Annotated in this window: 19 protein-coding genes; 12 read left to right on the top strand and 7 right to left on the bottom strand. The window is 73.2% G+C overall.

Annotation, left to right across the window (positions count from 1 at the left end):
- The first annotated feature begins 110 nt into the window (after positions 1 to 110).
- The 3 genes from Pdca_RS12865 to Pdca_RS12875 all read left to right on the top strand — a co-directional run bounded on the left by Pdca_RS12865 (position 111) and on the right by Pdca_RS12875 (position 2,534).
- Entirely contained in the window at positions 111 to 1,004 is an 894-nt protein-coding gene (locus Pdca_RS12865) for a helix-turn-helix domain-containing protein (protein ID WP_085911343.1), read from the top strand.
- 143 nt (positions 1,005 to 1,147) lie between these two features.
- The gene (locus Pdca_RS12870) at positions 1,148 to 1,366 is read left to right on the top strand and encodes a DUF397 domain-containing protein (RefSeq protein WP_232021674.1); all 219 of its coding nucleotides are present in this window, start codon (positions 1,148 to 1,150) and stop codon (positions 1,364 to 1,366) included.
- 112 nt (positions 1,367 to 1,478) lie between these two features.
- The gene (locus Pdca_RS12875) at positions 1,479 to 2,534 is read left to right on the top strand and encodes a class I SAM-dependent methyltransferase (RefSeq protein WP_158092070.1); all 1,056 of its coding nucleotides are present in this window, start codon (positions 1,479 to 1,481) and stop codon (positions 2,532 to 2,534) included.
- Positions 2,535 to 2,558: 24 nt separating this feature from the next.
- Here Pdca_RS12875 and ppk2 read toward each other — a convergent pair whose 3' ends face one another.
- Complete coding sequence (ppk2, locus tag Pdca_RS12880; RefSeq protein ID WP_218031418.1) at positions 2,559 to 3,473, bottom strand: polyphosphate kinase 2; 915 nt, start codon at positions 3,471 to 3,473, stop codon at positions 2,559 to 2,561.
- Positions 3,474 to 3,771: 298 nt separating this feature from the next.
- Between ppk2 and Pdca_RS12885 the strand changes: the two genes are divergently transcribed.
- Positions 3,772 to 4,554 carry a phytanoyl-CoA dioxygenase family protein gene (locus tag Pdca_RS12885; protein ID WP_085911346.1) on the top strand — a complete coding sequence of 261 codons (783 nt, stop codon included), beginning with the start codon at positions 3,772 to 3,774 and terminating at the stop codon, positions 4,552 to 4,554.
- On the opposite strand, the gene Pdca_RS12890 is transcribed toward Pdca_RS12885, so the two are convergent.
- The 4 genes from Pdca_RS12890 to Pdca_RS12905 all read right to left on the bottom strand — a co-directional run bounded on the left by Pdca_RS12890 (position 4,532) and on the right by Pdca_RS12905 (position 7,664).
- Positions 4,532 to 5,287 carry an SDR family NAD(P)-dependent oxidoreductase gene (locus Pdca_RS12890; protein WP_232021675.1) on the bottom strand — a complete coding sequence of 252 codons (756 nt, stop codon included), beginning with the start codon at positions 5,285 to 5,287 and terminating at the stop codon, positions 4,532 to 4,534. The two genes, Pdca_RS12885 and Pdca_RS12890, sit on opposite strands and share 23 nt — an antisense overlap.
- A gap of 18 nt (positions 5,288 to 5,305) precedes the next feature.
- A complete protein-coding gene (locus Pdca_RS12895; RefSeq protein ID WP_085911348.1) occupies positions 5,306 to 6,307 on the bottom strand; it encodes an acetamidase/formamidase family protein in 1,002 nt (333 codons plus the stop codon).
- A gap of 86 nt (positions 6,308 to 6,393) precedes the next feature.
- Complete coding sequence (locus Pdca_RS12900; RefSeq protein ID WP_085911349.1) at positions 6,394 to 6,834, bottom strand: FmdB family zinc ribbon protein; 441 nt, start codon at positions 6,832 to 6,834, stop codon at positions 6,394 to 6,396.
- An 11-nt stretch (positions 6,835 to 6,845) separates the two neighbouring features.
- Positions 6,846 to 7,664, bottom strand: a complete 819-nt coding sequence (locus Pdca_RS12905; RefSeq protein ID WP_085911350.1) for an N-acyl homoserine lactonase family protein — start codon at positions 7,662 to 7,664, stop codon at positions 6,846 to 6,848.
- Positions 7,665 to 7,761: 97 nt separating this feature from the next.
- On the opposite strand from Pdca_RS12905, the gene Pdca_RS12910 reads away from it, so the two are divergent.
- Both Pdca_RS12910 and Pdca_RS12915 read left to right on the top strand, forming a co-directional pair.
- Positions 7,762 to 8,382 (top strand): L-threonylcarbamoyladenylate synthase, encoded by a 621-nt coding sequence (locus Pdca_RS12910; RefSeq protein ID WP_085911351.1) that lies wholly within the window; start codon positions 7,762 to 7,764, stop codon positions 8,380 to 8,382.
- Positions 8,383 to 8,680: 298 nt separating this feature from the next.
- The gene (locus Pdca_RS12915; RefSeq protein ID WP_085911352.1) at positions 8,681 to 10,957 is read left to right on the top strand and encodes a hypothetical protein; all 2,277 of its coding nucleotides are present in this window, start codon (positions 8,681 to 8,683) and stop codon (positions 10,955 to 10,957) included.
- Here the strand turns inward: Pdca_RS12915 and Pdca_RS38000 are convergent.
- A complete protein-coding gene (locus Pdca_RS38000) occupies positions 10,861 to 11,166 on the bottom strand; it encodes an FAD-dependent monooxygenase (RefSeq protein WP_373865480.1) in 306 nt (101 codons plus the stop codon). The genes Pdca_RS12915 and Pdca_RS38000 overlap by 97 nt on opposite strands.
- A 158-nt stretch (positions 11,167 to 11,324) precedes the next feature.
- On the opposite strand from Pdca_RS38000, the gene Pdca_RS12925 reads away from it, so the two are divergent.
- The 6 genes from Pdca_RS12925 to Pdca_RS12950 all read left to right on the top strand — a co-directional run bounded on the left by Pdca_RS12925 (position 11,325) and on the right by Pdca_RS12950 (position 17,749).
- Entirely contained in the window at positions 11,325 to 11,789 is a 465-nt protein-coding gene (locus tag Pdca_RS12925) for a GNAT family N-acetyltransferase (RefSeq protein WP_085911522.1), read from the top strand.
- A gap of 31 nt (positions 11,790 to 11,820) precedes the next feature.
- Entirely contained in the window at positions 11,821 to 12,597 is a 777-nt protein-coding gene (locus Pdca_RS12930) for an IclR family transcriptional regulator (RefSeq protein ID WP_085911353.1), read from the top strand.
- A gap of 231 nt (positions 12,598 to 12,828) precedes the next feature.
- A complete protein-coding gene (locus Pdca_RS12935) occupies positions 12,829 to 14,208 on the top strand; it encodes an MFS transporter (protein ID WP_085911354.1) in 1,380 nt (459 codons plus the stop codon).
- A 61-nt stretch (positions 14,209 to 14,269) separates the two neighbouring features.
- Positions 14,270 to 14,773 (top strand): pyridoxamine 5'-phosphate oxidase family protein, encoded by a 504-nt coding sequence (locus tag Pdca_RS12940; RefSeq protein ID WP_085911355.1) that lies wholly within the window; start codon positions 14,270 to 14,272, stop codon positions 14,771 to 14,773.
- Positions 14,770 to 15,759, top strand: coding sequence for a zinc-binding dehydrogenase (locus Pdca_RS12945; RefSeq protein ID WP_232021549.1), 990 nt, complete (start codon positions 14,770 to 14,772; stop codon positions 15,757 to 15,759). The genes Pdca_RS12940 and Pdca_RS12945 overlap by 4 nt, the downstream gene beginning before the upstream one ends.
- 106 nt (positions 15,760 to 15,865) lie before the next feature.
- Positions 15,866 to 17,749 (top strand): FAD-dependent monooxygenase, encoded by a 1,884-nt coding sequence (locus tag Pdca_RS12950; protein WP_085911357.1) that lies wholly within the window; start codon positions 15,866 to 15,868, stop codon positions 17,747 to 17,749.
- Positions 17,750 to 17,992: 243 nt separating this feature from the next.
- On the opposite strand, the gene Pdca_RS12955 is transcribed toward Pdca_RS12950, so the two are convergent.
- On the bottom strand, positions 17,993 to 18,955 hold the full coding sequence (locus tag Pdca_RS12955) for a pseudouridine synthase (RefSeq protein WP_232021550.1): 963 nt from the start codon (positions 18,953 to 18,955) through the stop codon (positions 17,993 to 17,995).
- Between the last annotated feature and the right edge of the window lie 74 nt (positions 18,956 to 19,029).

The raw sequence follows: 19,029 nt of genomic DNA on the forward strand, positions 1-19,029 counted from the left end.
CCGAGTACCTGAGCAGAGCCACTGCCGGATCCCTGCCGGCTCCCGCGCCGCACCCCCGGCCGGGTCCTCCGGCCGGGGAGCTCGGCGCAGACCCGGAGGAGCACGCCCCGGTGGCCGCGAGCCCGAACAGTCCGACACCGCCCGGCGCCGATCGCGGGCCGACGGCGCAGCGGATCGTCCTCGGCTCGCACCTGCGCCGGCTGCGCGAGCGCGCCGGGATCAGGCGCGCCGACGCGGCGTATGCGATCCGGGGCTCGGACTCGAAGCTGAGCAGGCTGGAGGCCGGCAAGGTCGGCTTCAAGCAACGGGACGTGCTGGACCTGCTCACCCTCTACGGGGTCGCCGACGGCCCCGAGCGGGAGCAGGTCATCGCGATGGCGGGGGAGAGCAAGGGCAGCGGCTGGTGGACCCGCTACAACGACGTCGTCCCCGGGTGGTTCGAGGGCTTCGTCGGGCTGGAGTCCTCGGCGTCCCGGATCCTGACCTACGAGCTGATGTTCGTGCCGGGACTGCTGCAGACCGAGGCGTACTGCCGCGCGGTGGTGAGCGGCGGTCACGCCGATCTGCCGCCGGACCGGCGGGCCGAGGTGGAGAAACGGGTCGAGGTCCGCCTGCGCAGGCAGAAGGTGCTGCACCGCAAGGACGCCCCGACCTTCTGGGTGGTGCTCGACGAGGCGGTGCTGTGGCGTCCGGTGGGTGGGCGTGCGGTGTACCGGGAGCAGATCGAGCACCTGCTGGACCTGTCCGCACTGCCGAACGTGGTCGTCCAGCTGCTGCCCTGGAGCCTGTCCGGCTACGCCGCCGAGCACGCCTTCACCATGCTGCGGTTCGCCGAGCCCGAGCTGCCCGACCTGGTCTATCTGGAGGAGATGACGGGCGCGTCGTACCTCGACAAGCGGGCCGACGTCGAGCGCTACGGGCGCTCGATGGACCGGCTGACCGTCGACGCGCTGAGCCCGGACGAGACCGGGCAGGCGCTGAAGAAGCTGCTCGCCGAGCACTGAACCGTCCGAGTCGGCCGGCCTGCAGCCGGGCGCGGCGGAGCGACCGCCGGGCGCTGACGGGCTCTCCGGCCTCGACGTGGCTGCTACCGTCATCGGCACCTGAAAATGCATGTGCAGATGAGGTGAGCGTTCGCATGAACCGTATGCACGTGAACGATCCTGCGTCGATCGACGCCCTGAACTGGCGGAAGAGCGTCCGCAGCGGCCAGCAGGGCAACTGCGTGGAGCTGGCGGTCACCGGCGAGGGGATCGCGGTCCGCAACTCCCGCGACCCGCACGGCACGGTCCTGGCGTTCTCCGCGGCCGGTATCGGCGACCTGCTGAACTCGATCAAGAACGGCGAGCTCGACGACCTCGCCTGACCCCTGAACCTCCCGCGGGCGGCCGGCCCGACCCCGGCCGCCCGCGGTGAGCCATCGGGCGATGCCCGCCACATCGGTGATCAACCGGTGGCGCCCGGTGTAGGAAAGAATGGTGAGCCGTTCGGAACAGGCCCCGGCCCCGTCCTACCGCGGTGCCAGCGCCCACTACCTGTCCCCGTCCCGGCGGGACCCGGTCAAGGTCCTCTCCGAGGAGCCGGTGACCCGGCGGCTGATCGGCGAGGCGCTCGCCGCGCTCGGCCGGACGGGCGCCGGGCCGGTGTCGGTCCTCGACATCGGTGCGGGCACCGCGGACGGGTTCGCCCTGCTGACCAGGGCCGGCCCCGACGCTCCGCCGCTGGTCGCGCCGGAGCGGCTGACCTACGTCGGGCTGGACGTCGATCAGGAGATGGTGCGGACGGCGCGGGCGACGGTGACCTCCCCGTCGGCGTCGTTCGTCCTGGGTGACGTGCGGGACCGGCTCCCGGACGGCGTCTTCGATCTCTACCTGTCCTGCGGCGTCCCGTACTCGCACCTCACCCGCGAGGAGCTGGTCGTGGCGCTGCGCTCGGTGCTGACCGCGATCGCCGCCCGTGGGCGCCGGGCGGCCGTCGTCGTCGATGTGCTCGGCCGCTACTCGGTGGAGTGGCAGCCGCGGTGGGACACCGAACGCTGGGACTACGCGATGAGCTTCTTCGCGGGTGGCGGCGACGCGATCTCCGAGCCGATGACCTTCTACTCCCGGCCCGCACTCGACGCGGTGGTCGACGCCGCCCGCGACGGCAGCGGCGCGCGGATCGTCACGCGGTCCGCCGTCGACCGGTCGGTGCTGGTCGGCAGGCACACGGCCACCGGCTCGTTCCATCCCGGCGTCCCGCGGTTCCGGACCCTGGTGAACGATCTCCTGCGCGACCCGGGCCGGGTGCGCCCGGCGGACCTGCGGTTCACCCCGGCGACCGGCGGAGCCCCGGCCGACGTCCTGGCCTGGCTCGCCCGGTTCGCGACCCGCTGGAACCGGGCGCTGGAGCCCTACCCGGAGCGCGCCGGCGCCCTGGACGACGCCGCGGCCGCCCGGCTCGCGCACGCGCTGCTGGAGCTGGAGCGGGAGGCGGGCCCCGGCCTGGGCGTCGGCCACTCGCTGACGATGACGCTGGTCGTCGAACCGGCCTGACAGCGTGGCCCGGGCCGCGCCGGGTCAGCGGTGGTGGTCGGTCAGCGGGGGGAACCGGCTGGGGTGCTCACCGTGCTCGAACATCTCCGCGGCCGGCCCGACGACCAGCGGATCCGGCCCGGTGGCGACGCCGGTGTCCTTGCCCGGGTAGTCGAACAGCGCGAGGACGTGGCGCATCGCCTCCAGCCTGGCCCGCTTCTTGTCGTTGCTCTTGATCACGGTCCAGGGGGCGTCGCGGGTGTCGGTGTAGAAGAACATCGCCTCCTTCGCCTCGGTGTAGGCCTCCCACTTGTCCAGCGAGGCGAGGTCCATCGGGGACAGCTTCCACTGGCGGACGGGATCGACCTGGCGGATCAGGAACCGGGTGCGCTGCTCGTCGCGGGACACCGAGAACCACAGCTTGACCAGGTGGATCCCGGACCGGACCAGCATCCGTTCCAGCTCGGGCGTCGCCCGCAGGAACTCCATGTAGGAACGGGCGTCGGTGAAGCCCATCACCCGCTCCACGCCGGCCCGGTTGTACCAGGACCGGTCGAACAGCACGATCTCGCCGGCCGACGGCAGGTGCGCCACGTACCGCTGGAAGTACCACTGCCCGGCCTCGCGGTCGGTCGGCTTCTCCAGCGCGACCACCCGGCAGCCGCGCGGGTTGAGGTGCTCGGTGAACCGCTTGATGGTGCCGCCCTTACCGGCCGCGTCACGGCCCTCGAACAGCACGACGACCCGGCTCCCGGTCTCCTTGACCCAGTTCTGCAGCTTCAGCAGCTCGATCTGCAGCAGCCGCTTCTGCTCCTCGTACCCGTCGCGGCTGAGCCGGGCGTCGTAGGGATAGCCCTGCCGCCAGGTGTCGACCGGATCGCCCTCCGGGCCGACGAGGGTGGGATCGTCGTCGTCGGAGTCGTCGACGCGGAACCGCTCGGCGGCGGCCGCGGACAGCAGGTCGGGTGCGCCGGCGCCGGGTGCGGCGGTCCGGTTCCCGGCCGGACGCTCTGCGGGGAGATCGACCGAGGGGCCGACGGGGCGATCGGCTGGGGGAGCGACTGCGGGATCGGCTGGGGGGTCGGCGGGGCGATCGGCTGGGGGATCGGCGGGGTTCTCGTCCACCACCCGAACGGTGCGCGCGCCGGATGGCCACCGGGTGACGGCCGGGTGGCCACCGGACAGCGGGCCGGGGCCGGTCCGGTGACGCGCGGAAACCGGTCGCACCCACCGGCCCGCAGGGGCAGCATCACCGCACGTGATCGAACATTTCCTGCGCGAGGGCTGGGTGCATCTGCCCGGCGCCGCCGGTCCCGATCTCGCAGCACGGTGCCGTGATCTCGTCATCGCGGAGCTGCGCGTCCGCGGCTGCGACGCCGATGACCCCGGCACCTGGACCGCGCCGGTCGTCCGGATCGAGGCGATGACCGATCCCGGGTTCACCGCGTCGGCGAACACCGCCGCTCTGCACGCCGCCTACGACGCGCTGGTCGGTCCCGGCCGGTGGCGGCCCCGGTACGGGATGGGGACCTTCCCGATCCGGTTCCCGCACCCCGTCCCGCCCGATGACGACGGCTGGCACGTCGAGTCGTCCTTCGCCGGACCGGACGGCGGGCCGCGGCTGTCGGTGACCGGGCGCGGGCGGGCGCTGCTGATGCTGTTCCTCTACACCGACGTCGGCCCGCAGGACGCCCCGACCCTGCTCCGCTCCGGATCGCACCACGAGGTCGCGCGGCTGCTCGCCGCGCACGGTGACGACGGCGCGGACTGGTTGCCCTTCTGCGGCGATGCCGTCGCGGCGACCACGGACCGGCCGGAGGTCGCCGCGACCGGCGCAGCCGGCGACGTCTACCTGGTGCATCCGTTCGTCGTGCACCGCGCCCAGGCGATGGGGCCGGATGCGCGCGGGCCGCGGATCATCGCCCAGCCCCCGCTGGAACCCGCCGCCGAACCGGCGTTCGACCTGGTCTCGGGGTCGGCGCCGGTGGAGCGGGTGGTCCGGGAGGCCCTCGGCGGGATCAGAGCTGGACGCCGCGGGTGACGGCGCCGTCGACCAGCAGGTTGGTGCCGCTGATCCGGCTCGCCCGGGGGCTGACCAGGGAGACGACCGCGTAGGCGGTCTCCTCCGGGCTGCCCATCCGCCCGGTCGGGTTCAGGCCCATCGCGTGCGCGAACAGCTCGGGGTTGTTCTGCTCGATGTTCTCCCACACCCCGCCCGGGAAGTAGACGTTGCCGGGGGAGACCGCGTTGGCCCGGATCCCCTTGGCGGCCAGGTCGAAGGCCAGCCCGGACACGTAGTGCACCAGCGCCGCCTTCATGACGCCGTAGGAGCCGTCCGCGAAGTCGATCTCCCGGCCGGACACCGACGACACCGCGGTGATCGACGCGGCGTCGCTGCGCTCCAGGTGCGGCATCGCCGCCTCGACCAGCCGCACGGTGTGCAGCAGGTCGATCTCGAAGCTGGACCGCCAGTTCGCCTCGCCCGGCCCGATGGCCAGTGCGCTGACGTTCGCCACGACGGCGTCGATCCGGCCGAAGCGCTGCGCGGTCGCCTCCACCCAGGCGGTCAGCGCGTCGCCGTCGGCGACGTCCACCGCGGTACCGGCGACGTCCGCCGAGCCGGCCCGCAGCTCCTGCTCGGCGGCCGCGCAGCCGTCGGCGTCGCGGGCGCAGAACGCGACCCGGGCGCCCTCCGCGGCCAGCGCGGCGACGACCGCACGGCCGATGCCGCGCGAGCCGCCGGTGACCAGCACGACCCGGTCGGTCAGCAACATGTCCACGGGGAGCTCCTTCTAGAGGGTGCGGGCCTGCTCGCGCAGGTGGCGGTGCACGCCGTTGTAGGCGGCGGCGTCGGGGAGCAGCGCCTTGGAGATCTTGGTGACGGCGCTGTAGTTGGTGTCGACGACGTTGGCCAGCGGGGACTCCGCGGCCTGGGTGAGCAGCTGGTAGGCGTCGAGCCGGTCCAGGCCGTACAGCTCGCCCAGCCAGGCGATCATGCCGACCTGGCTGGCCCGCCAGGCGTCCTCCAGCGGCCGGGACGACCCGATCACGACGTAGTGGCTGTCGGTCTCGATCCGCGGCCAGGCCGGGGCCGGTGCGTTCTTGATCAGCTCGACGATCAGCACGACGTCCATCGCGCCCTCGACGGCCGTCCCGCAGCTCTCGCCCTCACCCTGCCGGTAGTGCCCGTCGCCGACCGAGAACAGCGCGCCCTCGACGTTGACCTGCAGGTAGCAGGTCGCACCGGCGCGCATCTCGGGCGTGTCCATGTTCCCGCCGAAGACGTCGGGCACCAGCGAGCTGCGCACCTCGCGCCCGGCCGGGGCGACCCCGACGGTGCCGAGCATCGGATTGCACGGCAGCTCAAGGCGCAGGTCGACGCTGGTCGCCTCGAACAGCACGGTGCCCGCGGCGCGGTCGAGCTGGTAGATCCAGGTGCGCTCGGGCAGCGGCTCGTGCAGCAGCGCCGTCCGGTCGGTCACCGACAGCGCCCCGAACAGCGGGATCGTGGTGGAGGCACCCCAGTCCCGGGCCGGGGTGAGCTCGACCAGGTGGATGGCCAGGGTGTCGCCGGGCTCGGCGCCCTCGACGTGGAACGGCCCGGTCTGCGGGTTCACCTCGGTCATGTCGAGCACCTCGGTGGCGCGGTCCGACGTCGAGGTGATCCGGCCGGAGAACGCGTCCTCGGTCCACAGCCGCAGGCAGGTTCCCGGGGTCACTCGTCGCGCCGGCGCTGCACCGCCGAACGTCCAGGCGAACTCGTGCCGTTCCGGGCGGTATTCGACGACGCGCATGGGTGGGATCATGTCCGCTCCGCCGGTGCCGGGCAACGGTTACCGGGCGCATCGTGCGGTGCCCGGGGCCCGCGCGGACCGGTGCCCTATGCCGGCTCCGCCGCGCCGCCGGTCCGCCGCTCCCGGCTCGCCTCGGCGGCTGCCCGGGTGGCGTTCCCGTCGCTCGCGGCCCGGGTCGCGAGCTCCCGGTAGGTCAGCGGCCTGCGCTCGAACCGGCCCTCGTGCGCGGCGATCGCGTCGCGCTGCTCGCGGTGCTCGGGATGGCGGGACTCGAACTCCTGGCGGGCCTCGACGGTGCGTCGCCAGTGCGTGATCGTGTCCCGGTCACCGCTGCCGACGCCCTCCCAGGACTGCGGCGCCGACGCCATCGACGGCGGTGGCGCGGCCCGGCCGTGCATCGCGGGCGATGGCGGCCGGCGCGCCGTCGTCGCACCGCACGCCGGGCAGTCCGGGGCGGGCGACGACCAGGACGGGACCATCATCTCGAAGCGGCTCCCGCAGGCGCAGGCGAAGTCGTAGACGGGCATCGCGGCGCCCCTCAGGTGTAGTAGTTGCCGGGGCCGGTGCGCAGCTCCCTGATCTGGTTCGCGTCGTGCCCGAAGATCACGGTCGCGTCGGTCCGCTCCTGGATGGCCCGGATCTTGTCGACCGAGTTGAACCAGGCGACCGTGTCGTACACGATCCCGGCCGCGATCGGCGGCGGGCCGTAGGACTCCTTGAGGTACAGCGAGTCCGAGGCGAAGATCATCGTGCCGGAGTCGGCGAGATCGACCTGCAGGCTCATCGTCCCCCAGGTGTGCCCCGGTGTCCGGAGCAGCGTGACACCGGGCAGCAGTTCGGTGTCCTCCGCGATCGTGTCCAGCTCCAGGGTGTCGTAGTCGGACTTGATGTGTGCGCCCTTGCTGTGCCCGTCGAAGGAGAACGCGCCGGCCTTCTCCGCCTCGTCGACGATGATCGTCGTGTCGGCCTTCTCCCAGAACTTCGCGTTCGCCGCGTGGTCCAGGTGCAGGTGCGACAGCACCAGGTAGTCGATGTCGTTCGGTTCGATCCGCAGCTGCTTGAGCCGTGAGTCCAGCCAGTCGTCCTCGGTGGCGGCGTCGACCGGGAAGAACTGGCCCAGGCCGGAGGGGGCCCACCGGGTCTCCCAGTCCCGTGGGACGCCGGCGTCCCACATCAGCTTCTGCCCGTTCGGATGCTCGATGTAGACGACGTGTGTCGGCACCTCGACCCAGTCCCGCTGCTTGCCCGGCTGCTGCTGGGTCGCCATCCGGGAGGGATCGATGAGCAGCCAGGTCAGGTCGGCGTGCATCGTGCCGGTCGGCAGGATCGTGACCTTGATCTTGTCGTTGTCGGACATCGCTCTCCTCATCGAGCAGCGGGGCGCCGGGACACATGCACCCTGCCGCACCAGTGACGTGCGCGACAACCGGAGTCGGTCGTGGCAGGCTGCCCGGATGGCGAGGTACTACGACGTCCACCCGCAGAACCCCCAACCCCGCAGCATCGGCCAGATCGTGGACGTGGTCCGTGACGGCGGGCTCATCGCGTACCCGACCGACTCGTGCTTCGCCCTCGGCTGCTCGCTGGGCAACCGGGACGGGCTCGAACGCATCCGGCAGATCCGCAAGCTCGACGACAAGCACCACTTCACGCTGGTCTGCGCCGACTTCGCGCAGCTGGGCCAGTTCGTGCAGATCTCCAACCGGGTCTTCCGGGCGGTGAAGGCGTCCACCCCGGGCAGCTACACGTTCATCCTCCCGGCCACCAAGGAGGTGCCGCGCCGGCTGCTGCACCCGAAGAAGAAGACCGTCGGCGTGCGGATCCCCGACCACGCGACCACCCAGGCGCTGCTGGAACGCCACGGCGAGCCGCTGCTGTCGTCCACCCTGCTGCTGCCCGGGCACGACGAGCCGATGACGCAGGGCTGGGAGATCAAGGAGGAGCTGGAGAACCAGGTCGACGCGGTCATCGACTCCGGGGACTGCGGGACCGAGCCGACGACGGTGGTCGACCTGTCCGGCGACGAGCCGGAGATCATCCGGATCGGCGCCGGGGACCCGGCCCGGTTCGAGTGACGCCGGACGGGTGACGATCGGCCGGGAGCGGTGACGGCGAGTTCCGGAGCACCCGTGCGAACGCGGCCCGTCGCGGCGAAAGGCCCGCCGGTCGAGGGGGGCAGGGCAGGCGGGCCGGCGGGTGACCGAACCGGCGCCGCCCGCCCCTCCGCGGTGCACCGCCCACCGCATCGGGGCGAGCGAAGGCGCAACCGTTGAGTAGTCTTCGTGATCGACCGTTCCCGGCCCGATTCCGAAGCGGGCCGGGTGCGCGACGCCCGGAACCGGGCGTCGTACCAGCCGTTCGGAGGACGATCGCGTGGCGCGAGACGACCCGCCGTACAGCCGGTCCGCCCCGGGGCAGGATCCACCGGGCGGTCCGGGTGAGGGCGCCGGGGGCGACGCCGTGCTGGCCGCGATCGCGCACCGGCTGCGGGCCCGGTCCGAGCGTCAGCAACTCCTGACCGAACGGCTGCGCAGTGGCGAGCTGCGCCCCGGTGCGCTCGCCGACCTGGCGGAGCTGGCCGCGGCCGCTCGCCGTGGCGCCCGCGACGGCGACCACATCCTCGTTCTCGCCGGCACCCCGCGCGGTCCCCGGCTCGCGGCGCCGCCCACCCCGCTCGGGCAGGCGCTCAACACCGTCGTCGCGTCGAGCGAGGCCGCGTCGCGCACCGTCGTCCCGCCCACGCCCAGTGTCGTGCTGGACGCCGCCGCCGAGAGCGTGCTCGGGCAGATCCTGGCCGAGCTGCTCGCGCACGCCGCCGGATCCACCCCGGCGGGGGAGCGGCTCGAACTGCACAGCCGCTGGGGGCCGGACGGCGGCCTGGTCGTCGAGCTGCAGTGCGCGCAGCCACCGCGGTATCTCACCCCGATCGACGAGCTCGACCGTGCGCTGAACACCGCCACCCCGGCCGGCCCGGTCGCGCCGCAGGAGATCGGCCTGCACGTGGCCGCCCGCCTGGCCAGGACGATCGGCGCCCGGCTCGGCGTGCGTGGGCCCGCGGGCACCACCGGTGTGTCGCCGATCGCCGTGCTGCACCTGCCGCAGTCGGTGGTCCGCGGCGGCCCGCAGGCGGAGCAGGTGGCTCCGCCCGAGCCGGCCCGCGAGCAGGACGCCGGGCCGACCGCGGCGCTACGCCACTCGCCCGTGCCGGACGGCGACGCGCCCTGGCCGCCGCCGCAGCAGGAACCGCGACCGCAGCAGGAACCGCGGCAGCAGCAGGAGCCGCGACCGCAGCAGCAGGAACCGCGACCGGCCCCGGCCGAGGAGCAGGTGCCGAGCTGGCCGCCGGTGCCGGCCGCCGGTGCGGTCCCGGTCGCCGGGGATCCGGGCAGCACCGATCCGGTCCGGTCCGGCCCGCCCGCGGCTCCGGCCGCCTCGGAGCCGCAGCATCGTGCTGCCGCCGACGCCGATCCGTCGTGGTCCGGCCCGTCCGGCGGTGACCTGCCGCAGCGCGTCGCCCCCTCGGGTGAGCTGCCGCAGCGAGGCGCCCCGGGGCGGCCCCCCGGGATCGCCGACGCGGCCCCGTTCGGTGCTCCGGACCAGCGCAACGGTTCCGGCGCACAGTGGCCGACCCGCAGGCCGGCCGACGGGTCGGGCACGCCGGTCCCGCAGGGCGCCCCACAGACCGAGGCCGCCCGTGCGGATGCCGCGCGCGCCGCCGTCGCGTTCGGAACGGTCCCGCCCCCGCCGGCCGGGTCCTCGCACGGCTCCGCGCCACAGGGCGCTGGACCACACGGCCCCGCGCCGGAGGGCGCTGCACCGCAGGGCGCAGGACCACAGGGCGCAGGACCACAGGGCGCAGGACCTCACGGCTCCGGACCGCAGGGCGCTGCACCTCACGGCTCCGGACCACACGGCTCCGGACCACAGGGTGCTGTGCCGCAGGGGGCCGTGCCGCAGGGCGGGCCGTCTCCCGCCGGGCCGGGCCCGGGCGGGCCGCCACCGGCCGGCGACCGGCCGCGCAACGGCGCACGGCCGCCGGGCCGGGACGACCTCGAAGACCCACCCGTCACACAAGCACTACCTCTCACCGGCTCGGAGGGCACGACCCCGCCGGTGGAGCTGTTCGGTCCGTTCGACTCGGAGGTTCCGGTGGCCGTGGACGACGTCGACGACACGCCGATCTTCGCGGCGGTCGCCTCGGCCTGGTTCCGGGAGCCCGGTGCTCCCGTGGGAGCGGACGGGCAGCGGGGCGCCGCGCCGTCCTCGGGGAACTGGCGCACCCCCGGCGACACCGAGTTCGACGCCGCGCGGATCCGCGCCGACCGGGTGATCGACCTCCCGACCACCGCCCAGGGGCTCCCGCAGCGGCAGCCCGGGCAGGCGATGGTGCCGCCGTCGTGGCGGAACACCCTCAACGGGGGCCAGCCGAGCGGGTCCCGGGAGCGGCAGCCCGACCGGGTCCGGAGCCGGCTGGCCAGCTACCAGCGTGGCCTGCGGGAGGGCAGGCACCGCGCCGCCGAGGAACCGACGCCGCCCCCGCCGCCGGTGAACGGTCAGGCGAACGGCCCGGTGAACGGGGCAGCCCTCAACGGCCACGGCGGAGGCGGCGGGCACCGGCTCAACGGCGACGGCGGACGCAACGTCGGCTGACCGGCCGGCTGCCGGGCCGGCGCCCGCTCGGTGGAGCGGGGCCGCAGGATCTCCGGGCGCGCGGTGTCGCGAGCACTGTCCCGGGGTTCCAGGCGTTCGCCATGGATACACCCGTGCCCCCGGCCCGCCTCGGCGCTGTGCCTGTGGCAGGCGTCGCCCGCGATGAACACACGCGGATCGCCGAACCGGTCGCAGGCGCGCCGGGCCACGCTCCCGGCAGGACCCGAGCGTTCTGCACAGGAGAAAACAGGGTCCGGCCTGCGGACGCCTCACTACTCTCGCTGAGAATCGGGCGGCTCGAGGTGAGCCGACCGGAGCGAACGGGGAACGAGCCGGGAGTGGACGGTGTCGGGCGATCGTGGACGACATGACGACGGAAGACCGCCGGTCGGGCCCGGACAGGCTCGACGGCGGGATCGTCCTGCGGCAGCTCGGCCGTGGCGGCGAGGAGCGCGGCCTGTTCCACCTGCTCGGCCACCTACGGCCAGGATTCACGAACGAGCAGCTGGACGAGCTGCTCTCGGTCGGCTACGACCAGGGTCTGCGCTACCTCGTCGCCCAGGCGGGCCGGGCGACGGTCGGAGCGGCCGGATACCGCGTCCTGGCGACGAGCCGCGGGAGGATCCTCGTCGTCGACGACCTCGTGACATCGCCGGCCGTGCGCTCGCGCGGCATCGCCCCGGTCCTGCTGGACGAGCTCCGTCGGCGCGCAGTCGCGGCCGGGTGCTGTCGGATCGAACTCGACTCCGGCGTCGGCAACACCGGCGCACACCGCTTCTACCTGCGCAATCGACTCGACATCAGCGCGTTCCACTTCGCCTGCGAGGTGTGAGCGGCACGGCTTCGGGATCAGGAGTTCCCTCGTGAAGAACAAGCCCACGTACGGGATCGAGTCGGTGGATCATGCGCTGCGCCTGGCCATGATCCTCCAGCAGGAGGGCCCCCTCCGGGTCACCGACGCGGCACGACGGCTCGGCGTCGCCCGATCGACCGCGCACCGGCTCCTGTCGATGCTCGTCTACCGCGACTTCGCCGAGCAGGACGAGCACCGGCACTACGTCTCGGGACCGGTCCTGCGTGCGCACCCCGTCACCGAATCGCTCGCCGGACTCCGACGGGTCGCGCTGCCCCACCTGGTGCGCCTCACCGCGCGCACGCTGGAGACCAGCAACCTGCTCGTCATCGCCTCGGACCAGGCACGGTTCGTCGCGACGGAGGAGTGCGACCAGGTACTGCGGGTGGGGGACAGGGAAGGGCGGGTGATGCCCGCCCACCTGGCCTCGGGCGGTCGCGCACTGCTCGCCACCCGGGACCCGGGCGAGGTGCGATCCCTCTACGACGGTCCGGACTCCGGCATCGACGTCGAGGCACTGCTCCGCAGCCTGCGCCGCATCCGCCGCCAGGGGTTCGCGCTAAACGACCAACTCACCGAGACCGGTCTGACCGCGATCGGCTGTGTCGTGCCCGGACCTCCGGACTCGACCCCCGCGGCGATCTCGCTGGCCATGCCGACCGCCCGCTACCGGAAGGACCGCCTGTCCGAATGGGTGCAGGAGGTCAAAGCGACCGCGGCGGCCATCGCCGCCGACATCGACCCGGCGACGGTCGTCCGGAGCACGCGAGCGGAACCCGTCGAATAGCGACGGCCGGCGGCTCACGGAATCCGCGGCGTCGCGCCGATCCCGGGCGGGTCGGCGCGATTCGCCGGTGCGGCCGACGGCCGTGATCGCAGCATATTGTTCTGGTGTAGGGAAAATGCTGTACGCGGTTTCGTGCAGTGCCTGTACTGGACGTCGCAACGGTGGCCCGCCCTACGGCGCCCCGATGCGGGTGACCGAGTTTCTTCCCCCACGAATACCGGAGTGGCCTCAATGACCGAGTCCTCCCCCCGCGCCCAGGATCGCGATCCTCGGCGAGCCCGAAAGGCCCGCCTCGGGGCCCAGGTCGGTCTGTTCGTCGACATGTTCGACGTCTATCTGCCCGTGGTCGTGCTGAGCGCGGCGATGCCGTACTTCATCCCCGCCGACATGCCGGAGCCGACCAGTCGGATCGTGACCGCGGCGATCTTCGTCGCCACGCTGCTGGGGCGCCCGCTCGGGGCCCTGATCTTCGGGTACCTCTCCGACCGGCACGGGCGCCGGCGCACCACGATCATCTCGCTCTACGGCTTCGGGCTGTGCACGCTCGCGATCGCCCTGCTCCCGGGCTACGGCTCGGTCGGCATCACCGCGGTCGTCCTGCTCATCGCTCTGCGGTTCGTCGACGGCGTGTTCCTCGGAGGCCAGTACACGGCGGCGACGCCACTGGCCCTGGAACAGAGTCCCCGTGATCGCCGAGGCTTCAACGGCGCGGTCATCATGACCGGATTCCCGCTGGCCTACTGCGCCATCGCCCTGCTGACGCTCGGCCTGCTGCTCGTCATCCCGGCGGGTGGGGCCGACTCGCCCTACGCCGTGTGGGGCTGGCGGATCCCGTTCGTCATCGGTGGGCTCCTCGCCGTGGGCTGGGCCGTCTGGTACACGCGCAACGTCGACGAGTCCGACGCCTGGAGCGACGCGAAGGTCAAGCGTCCGGAGCGCTCACCGCTCGCCGAGCTGATGCGCGGGGACAACCTGCGCGGCTTCCTGCAGGTCTTCGTCCTGATGTCGGGGGTGTGGCTCGCGTTCAACATGATCGGCGCGGTGCTGCCGGGGATCCTGAGTTCCGCGGCGGGGCTCACCGCCATCGAGTCGACCCTCGTCCTCGTCATCGCCTACGCGGTGCTCGCCGCGGGCTACCTCGTCGCCGGGGTGATCGCGCAGCGGTTCGGCCGCAAGCCCTTCCTGCTGACCAGCGGGACGCTGATCAGCGTCGTCGCACCGTTCCTGTTCTGGCTGATCGCCGGCGGGCAGGTGAGCGGTGTCGTGCCGGTCGGCGCCGTCGTGGTGCTGCTCGTCCTGGTCGTCGTCTCGATCTACTCCGTGGTGAGCACCTACATCATCGAACGGTTCCATGTCGGCGTCCGGTCCAGCGCCTACGGACTCGGCTACACCACGGCCGTGATCATCCCCTCGTTCTACGCCTTCTACCAGGCAGGTCTGGCGACCGTGATGCCCTACGACCTGACCCCGCTGGTCTTCCTCGCGCTGGGCGGCCTGCTCGTGATCGTGGGAGCCGCCCTCGGTCCCGAGACGAAGGACGTCGATCTCGGTGCCCGGCCCGTGCATGTCCCGGCGGAGGTGGACCGGTCCGGTGCCGCCGGCCGGGGCTGACCCGGTCCCGCCCAGCACCCGATCATCGAAGAACGACAGCCGAAAGACGAAAGAGGAGAGTATGCCCGTCATCGATCAGGACATGCGGGACATCGTCGAGCGCGCGTGGCTCGCATTCGCAGCCACCGTCTGCGACGACGGATCCCCGAATCTGTCACCGAAGGGCTCTTTGCGCGTCTATGACGACGACCATCTCGCATTCATGGACATCGGCTCTCCGGCCACGATCGCCAATCTTCGCCGCGATCCGCGGATCGAGATCAACGTGATCGACGTGTTCAGTCGTCGCGGTTACCGGTTCACCGGTTCGGTGTCCTTCGCCGAACCGGGCGCGCCGGAGTACGAATGGCTGAACCGGTGGCTGCTCGACCTCAACGGGCCGGGTTATCCCGCGAACGAGGTGGTCCTGGTGAAGGTGGAGCGGGCGCGGCCCATCCTGTCCCCGGCGTACACCTCGGGCGGCGCCGACCAGGACGCCCTCACCACCGCCTGGGAACAGCGCTACCGCACGACGCTGGCCGAGGTTCCGCTCGGCCCGCCGCCCGGCACGGGGGCAGCCGGATGACGGTCCCGGACACGATGCGGGCCGCCGTCATCCGAGCGACCGGAGGGCCGGAGCAGATCGAGATCGAGCACATCCCGGTGCCCCGTCCTGGCCCGGGGGACGTGCTGATCCGTCTGGAAGCCAGCGCCGTCAACCACGTGGATCTCTTCGTCCGGTCGGGTGCCTACCGGACTCCCATCCCGTTCCCGTTCGTCATCGGTCGCGACGCCGTCGGCACGGTCGCCGCCACCGGCTCGGACGTGACGGCATTCGCGCCGGGGGATCGGGTGTGGTGCAACAGCATGGGATACGCCGGGCGGCAGGGAACGTTCTCCGAGTACGTGTCCGCACCCGGCGAGCGGGTCTATCCCCTGCGGGGCACGGTGACTGCGGCGGACGCCGCGCCGGTCCTGCATGCGGGGGCGACCGCCGCGATCGGGCTCTTCCGGGAGGCCGCTCTGGCAGCCGGGGAGACGGTCTACGTGGCTGGTGCGGGCGGAGCCGTGGGCGGCGCGGTCGTCCAGCTCGCGGTGGCCGCCGGCGCCCGGGTGGTGGCGACCGCGTCGGAGCGGGACGTGGAGTGGTGCACCGGGCTGGGAGCCGATGTCGTCGTCCCCTACGACGCCGACGACCTCCCCCGCCGGCTCGCGGCGGCCGCGCCGCAGGGATACGACGTGTGGTGGGACAACAGCGGCCGGCACGACTTCGATCTCGCGCTCCCGCTGCTGCGGCTGGGCGGACGGGTCGTCGTGGTCGCCGGGTTGCGGGCCACCCCGACGATCCCGGTCGGGCAGCTCTACGTCCGGGACGCGAGCTTGCGCGGGTTCGCGATCAGCAACGCATCCGTCGCCGATCTCGCGGACGCGGCGGCCCGTGTCGATGCCGCGCTGGCGTCGGGCTCCCTGCGTTCCCGGGTCGGCGCGACGTACTCGCTCGCCGACGCGGCGACGGCGCACGCGGCGATGGAGCAGGGCTCGGTGCGCGGGCGGGTCCTGGTCCACCCGTGAGCCCGGGCGCCCCGTCGGCCGGACGGGGTCCACGTCGACTCCGCGGAGCCGTCTCCGCAGGGCGGACACCGTATCCGAGACACAGCAAGTCCACCGAGGAGCAGTGATGGCCCAGTTCTACGTCGACGGTTACCGCCCGGGCGACCCGTTCGTCGCCGCCGAGCATCCCGCGGCCGCCCGGCGCCCTCCGACGATCCCGGCCACGACCGACGTCCTGGTCGTCGGCACCGGGCCGGCGGGCCTGGTGCTCGCCGCACAGCTGGCCGCGTTCACCGACGTCGACACCGTGGTCGTCGACCGCCGGGACGGCCCGCTCGAGGTCGGGCAGGCGGACGGCGTGGCCTGCCGCACCGTGGAGATGTTCGAGGCCTTCGGGCTCGCCGACCGGCTCATCGGTGAGGGTTACCAGGTCAACGAGGTCGCGTTCTGGCGCCCGGACCCGGGCGAGCCGGACCGCATCGCCCGGACCGACCGCATCCCCGACGTGGAGCCGGGGCTCTCCGAGATGCCACACATGATCGTCAACCAGGCTCGCCTGCTCAGCTACCTGCGCGAGTACCTGGCCCGCTCGCCGCGGCGGATCGAGCCCTACTACGGCCTGCACCTGACCGCCGTCGAGGTGGACGACGCACGCGAGCACCCCGTCGAGGCGACCCTGGCCCACGTCGTCGACGGGGTGGAGACGGGGGAGACCACGACGGTGCGTGCGCGCTACGTCGTCGGGTGCGACGGCTCACGCAGCAGCACCCGGTCGGCGCTCGGCCTGACGCTGGAGGGCGACTCGACGGACACGTCCTGGGGGGTGATGGACGTCCTGGTCGAGACGGACTTCCCGGACATCAGGCTCAAGTGCGCCGTCCAGTCCGCGGACCAGGGGAGCATCCTGGTGATCCCGCGCGAGGGTGGCTACCTCGTCCGGCTCTACATCGAGCTGGACAACGAGCGGGACCGGGAGATGCTGACGGGCCGCAGCGTGACACCGGAGAAGCTGGCCGCGGTCGCGAACCGCATCCTGCACCCCTACACGCTGACGGTGCACGACGTCGGGTGGTGGTCGGTCTACGAGATCGGGCAGCGGTTGTGCAGCCGCTTCGACGACGCGGCCGGCGACGATCCGGATGCCGTGCCGCGGGTGTTCATCGCGGGGGACGCCTGCCACACCCACAGCGCCAAGGCAGGCCAGGGTATGAACGTGTCGATGGCCGACGCCTGGAACCTCGGGTGGAAGCTGGGGGCCGTCCTGCGGGGCCGCGCACGGCCTGCGCTGCTGCGCACCTACTCGGCGGAGCGGCAGGCCGTCGCGCAGCAGCTGATCGACTTCGACCGCGAGTTCGCCACCCTGTTCAGCGCCGCACCGGACGCCGACCCGGAGAAGTTCCAGCGCTTCTTCCGCGAGCAGGGCCGTTACACCGCGGGCATGGGGGTCCGCTACGCACCGTCCGTGATCACCGCTGCGATGCCCGCCCAGCACCTGGCCTCCGGGTTCGAGGTCGGGACCCGGTTCCACTCCGCGCCGGTCGTCCGGCTCGCCGACGCACGGGCCCTGCAGCTGGGGCACGTGGCACGCGCGGACGGCGCGTGGCGGCTCTACGTGTTCGCCGACCGGGCCGGGATCGCGACGGGGGGCCGGCTCCACGGGCTGTGCGCGCGGCTCAGCGAGATCGTCCGGAAGTACACGCCGGCCGGCGACGAGCCGGACTCGGTGCTCGATGTCCGGGCCGTCCTGCAGCAGCACCACCACGACGTCGAGACCGTCGACCTGCCCGCCGTCCTGCGTCCGCGCAAGGGGCGGTTCGGGCTCGTGGACCACGAGAAGGTGTTCTGCCCGGACCCCGCATCGGGCGACGTGTTCGACCTGCGCGGCATCGACCGCGAGGCCGGATGCCTGGTGCTCGTGCGGCCGGACCAGTACATCGCGCACGTGGTCGGGCTCGACGCCCCGGAGACGCTCGACGCCCTCCTCGCCGGAGCTCTCGCCGAGGCGGGATGACGTCGAGGACGGCATGCCGTACGACGCCGGGAACGGGGCGCGCGGGCGGGGCCGGATGCGACGTTCACGGCCGGCCCATATCGACGGTCCGGGGAGTCGTGACCTCCTGACCGCGCACGTGCCGGCGCTGCAGCGCGCCGCGGGCGGCATCGTGAAGCAGACCCGCTGACGCCGCCGTCGACCCAGCCACTGCCGCCGCCGTGCCCGCCGGCACCCCGTCGGCACCCCGTCGGCACGGCCGGGTCAGCCGCTCCTGCCGGCCCAGCCGATCGGGTCGTCCCAGGCCTGCAGGGTGCGGCGGCTGACGAAGCGGCGCCGTCGGCCGGTGATCGGGTCGTCGAACTCCAGTGAGCGCGACAGCAGTTGCAGCGGGCGGGTGAAGTCGCCGTCGGTGCGCGGGCGCAGCTCCGGGTACACGTCGTCGCCGAGGATCGGCACCCCCAGCCCGGCGAGGTGCACCCGCAGCTGGTGGGTCCGCCCGGTGCGGGGGAACAGCCGGTATCGGGCGACGCCGTCGCGATGGTCGTCGCGTTCGACGCGGGTCTCGGCGTTCGGCTCGCCCGGCTCGGTGACGGCGGCGAACACCCCGCGCCGCTTCACGATCCGGGAGAACACGGTGCGCGGCAGCTCCAGCGCCGGATCGTGCGGGGCGAGCGCCTCGTAGGTCTTGGCGACCCGGCCGGTCGCGAACAGGGTCTGGTAGGCGCCGCGCAGCTCGGGCCGCACCACCAGCAGCAGCACCCCCGCGGTGGCCCGGTCCAGCCGGTGCGCCGGGCTGAGCTCGGGCAGGCCCAGCTCGTGGCGCAGCCGCACCAGCACCGTCTGCCGGACGTGGCTGCCGCGCGGGATGGTCGCCAGGAAGTGCGGCTTGTCGACGACGACCAGGTCGTCGTCGGCGTGCAGCACCTCCAGCGGGAACGGCACCGGCGCCTCGTCGGGCACCTCGCGGTGGAGCCAGAGCGTCGTCGACCCGGCGAACGGCGAGTCCGGGCGCAGCGGCCCGGCGGAGGTCACGATCTCCCCGGCGGCCAGCCGCGCGTCGATCCGGGCGGGGTCCACCTGCGGCAGCCGTGCGACGAGGTGCTCGCGCATCGTCGCCCACGGCCCGTCGGGCGGGGTGCGCAGGCGTGCCGGAGCGAGGCCGTCGCGGGCCGGCAGCGGCGGGGTCTCCCGGGCGGCGCGGCGGCGGCCGGAGCGGGATCTCACGGGTGCGGAGCCTACGTCGGGTACCTGTGGTGTCCTCGCGGGGGAGCACCGACCGGTTGCTTGCATCGTGGGGC

Origin of the sequence: Pseudonocardia autotrophica (assembly GCF_003945385.1) — a bacterium.
In the GTDB taxonomy this organism is placed as follows: Bacteria; Actinomycetota; Actinomycetes; order Mycobacteriales; family Pseudonocardiaceae; genus Pseudonocardia; species Pseudonocardia autotrophica.

What these genes read in the sequence shown, in the direction of transcription:
- Pdca_RS12870 (WP_232021674.1), top strand. Translation starts at nt 1,148, where the DNA reads ATGCACGTGAACGATCCTGCGTCGATCGACGCCCTGAACTGGCGGAAG.
- Pdca_RS12890 (WP_232021675.1), bottom strand. Translation starts at nt 5,287, where the DNA reads ATGTTGCTGACCGACCGGGTCGTGCTGGTCACCGGCGGCTCGCGCGGC.
- Pdca_RS12895 (WP_085911348.1), bottom strand. Translation starts at nt 6,307, where the DNA reads ATGCGCGTCGTCGAATACCGCCCGGAACGGCACGAGTTCGCCTGGACG.
- Pdca_RS12900 (WP_085911349.1), bottom strand. Translation starts at nt 6,834, where the DNA reads ATGCCCGTCTACGACTTCGCCTGCGCCTGCGGGAGCCGCTTCGAGATG.
- Pdca_RS12905 (WP_085911350.1), bottom strand. Translation starts at nt 7,664, where the DNA reads ATGTCCGACAACGACAAGATCAAGGTCACGATCCTGCCGACCGGCACG.
- Pdca_RS12910 (WP_085911351.1), top strand. Translation starts at nt 7,762, where the DNA reads ATGGCGAGGTACTACGACGTCCACCCGCAGAACCCCCAACCCCGCAGC.
- Pdca_RS12925 (WP_085911522.1), top strand. Translation starts at nt 11,325, where the DNA reads ATGACGACGGAAGACCGCCGGTCGGGCCCGGACAGGCTCGACGGCGGG.
- Pdca_RS12935 (WP_085911354.1), top strand. Translation starts at nt 12,829, where the DNA reads ATGACCGAGTCCTCCCCCCGCGCCCAGGATCGCGATCCTCGGCGAGCC.
- Pdca_RS12940 (WP_085911355.1), top strand. Translation starts at nt 14,270, where the DNA reads ATGCCCGTCATCGATCAGGACATGCGGGACATCGTCGAGCGCGCGTGG.
- Pdca_RS12945 (WP_232021549.1), top strand. Translation starts at nt 14,770, where the DNA reads ATGACGGTCCCGGACACGATGCGGGCCGCCGTCATCCGAGCGACCGGA.
- Pdca_RS12950 (WP_085911357.1), top strand. Translation starts at nt 15,866, where the DNA reads ATGGCCCAGTTCTACGTCGACGGTTACCGCCCGGGCGACCCGTTCGTC.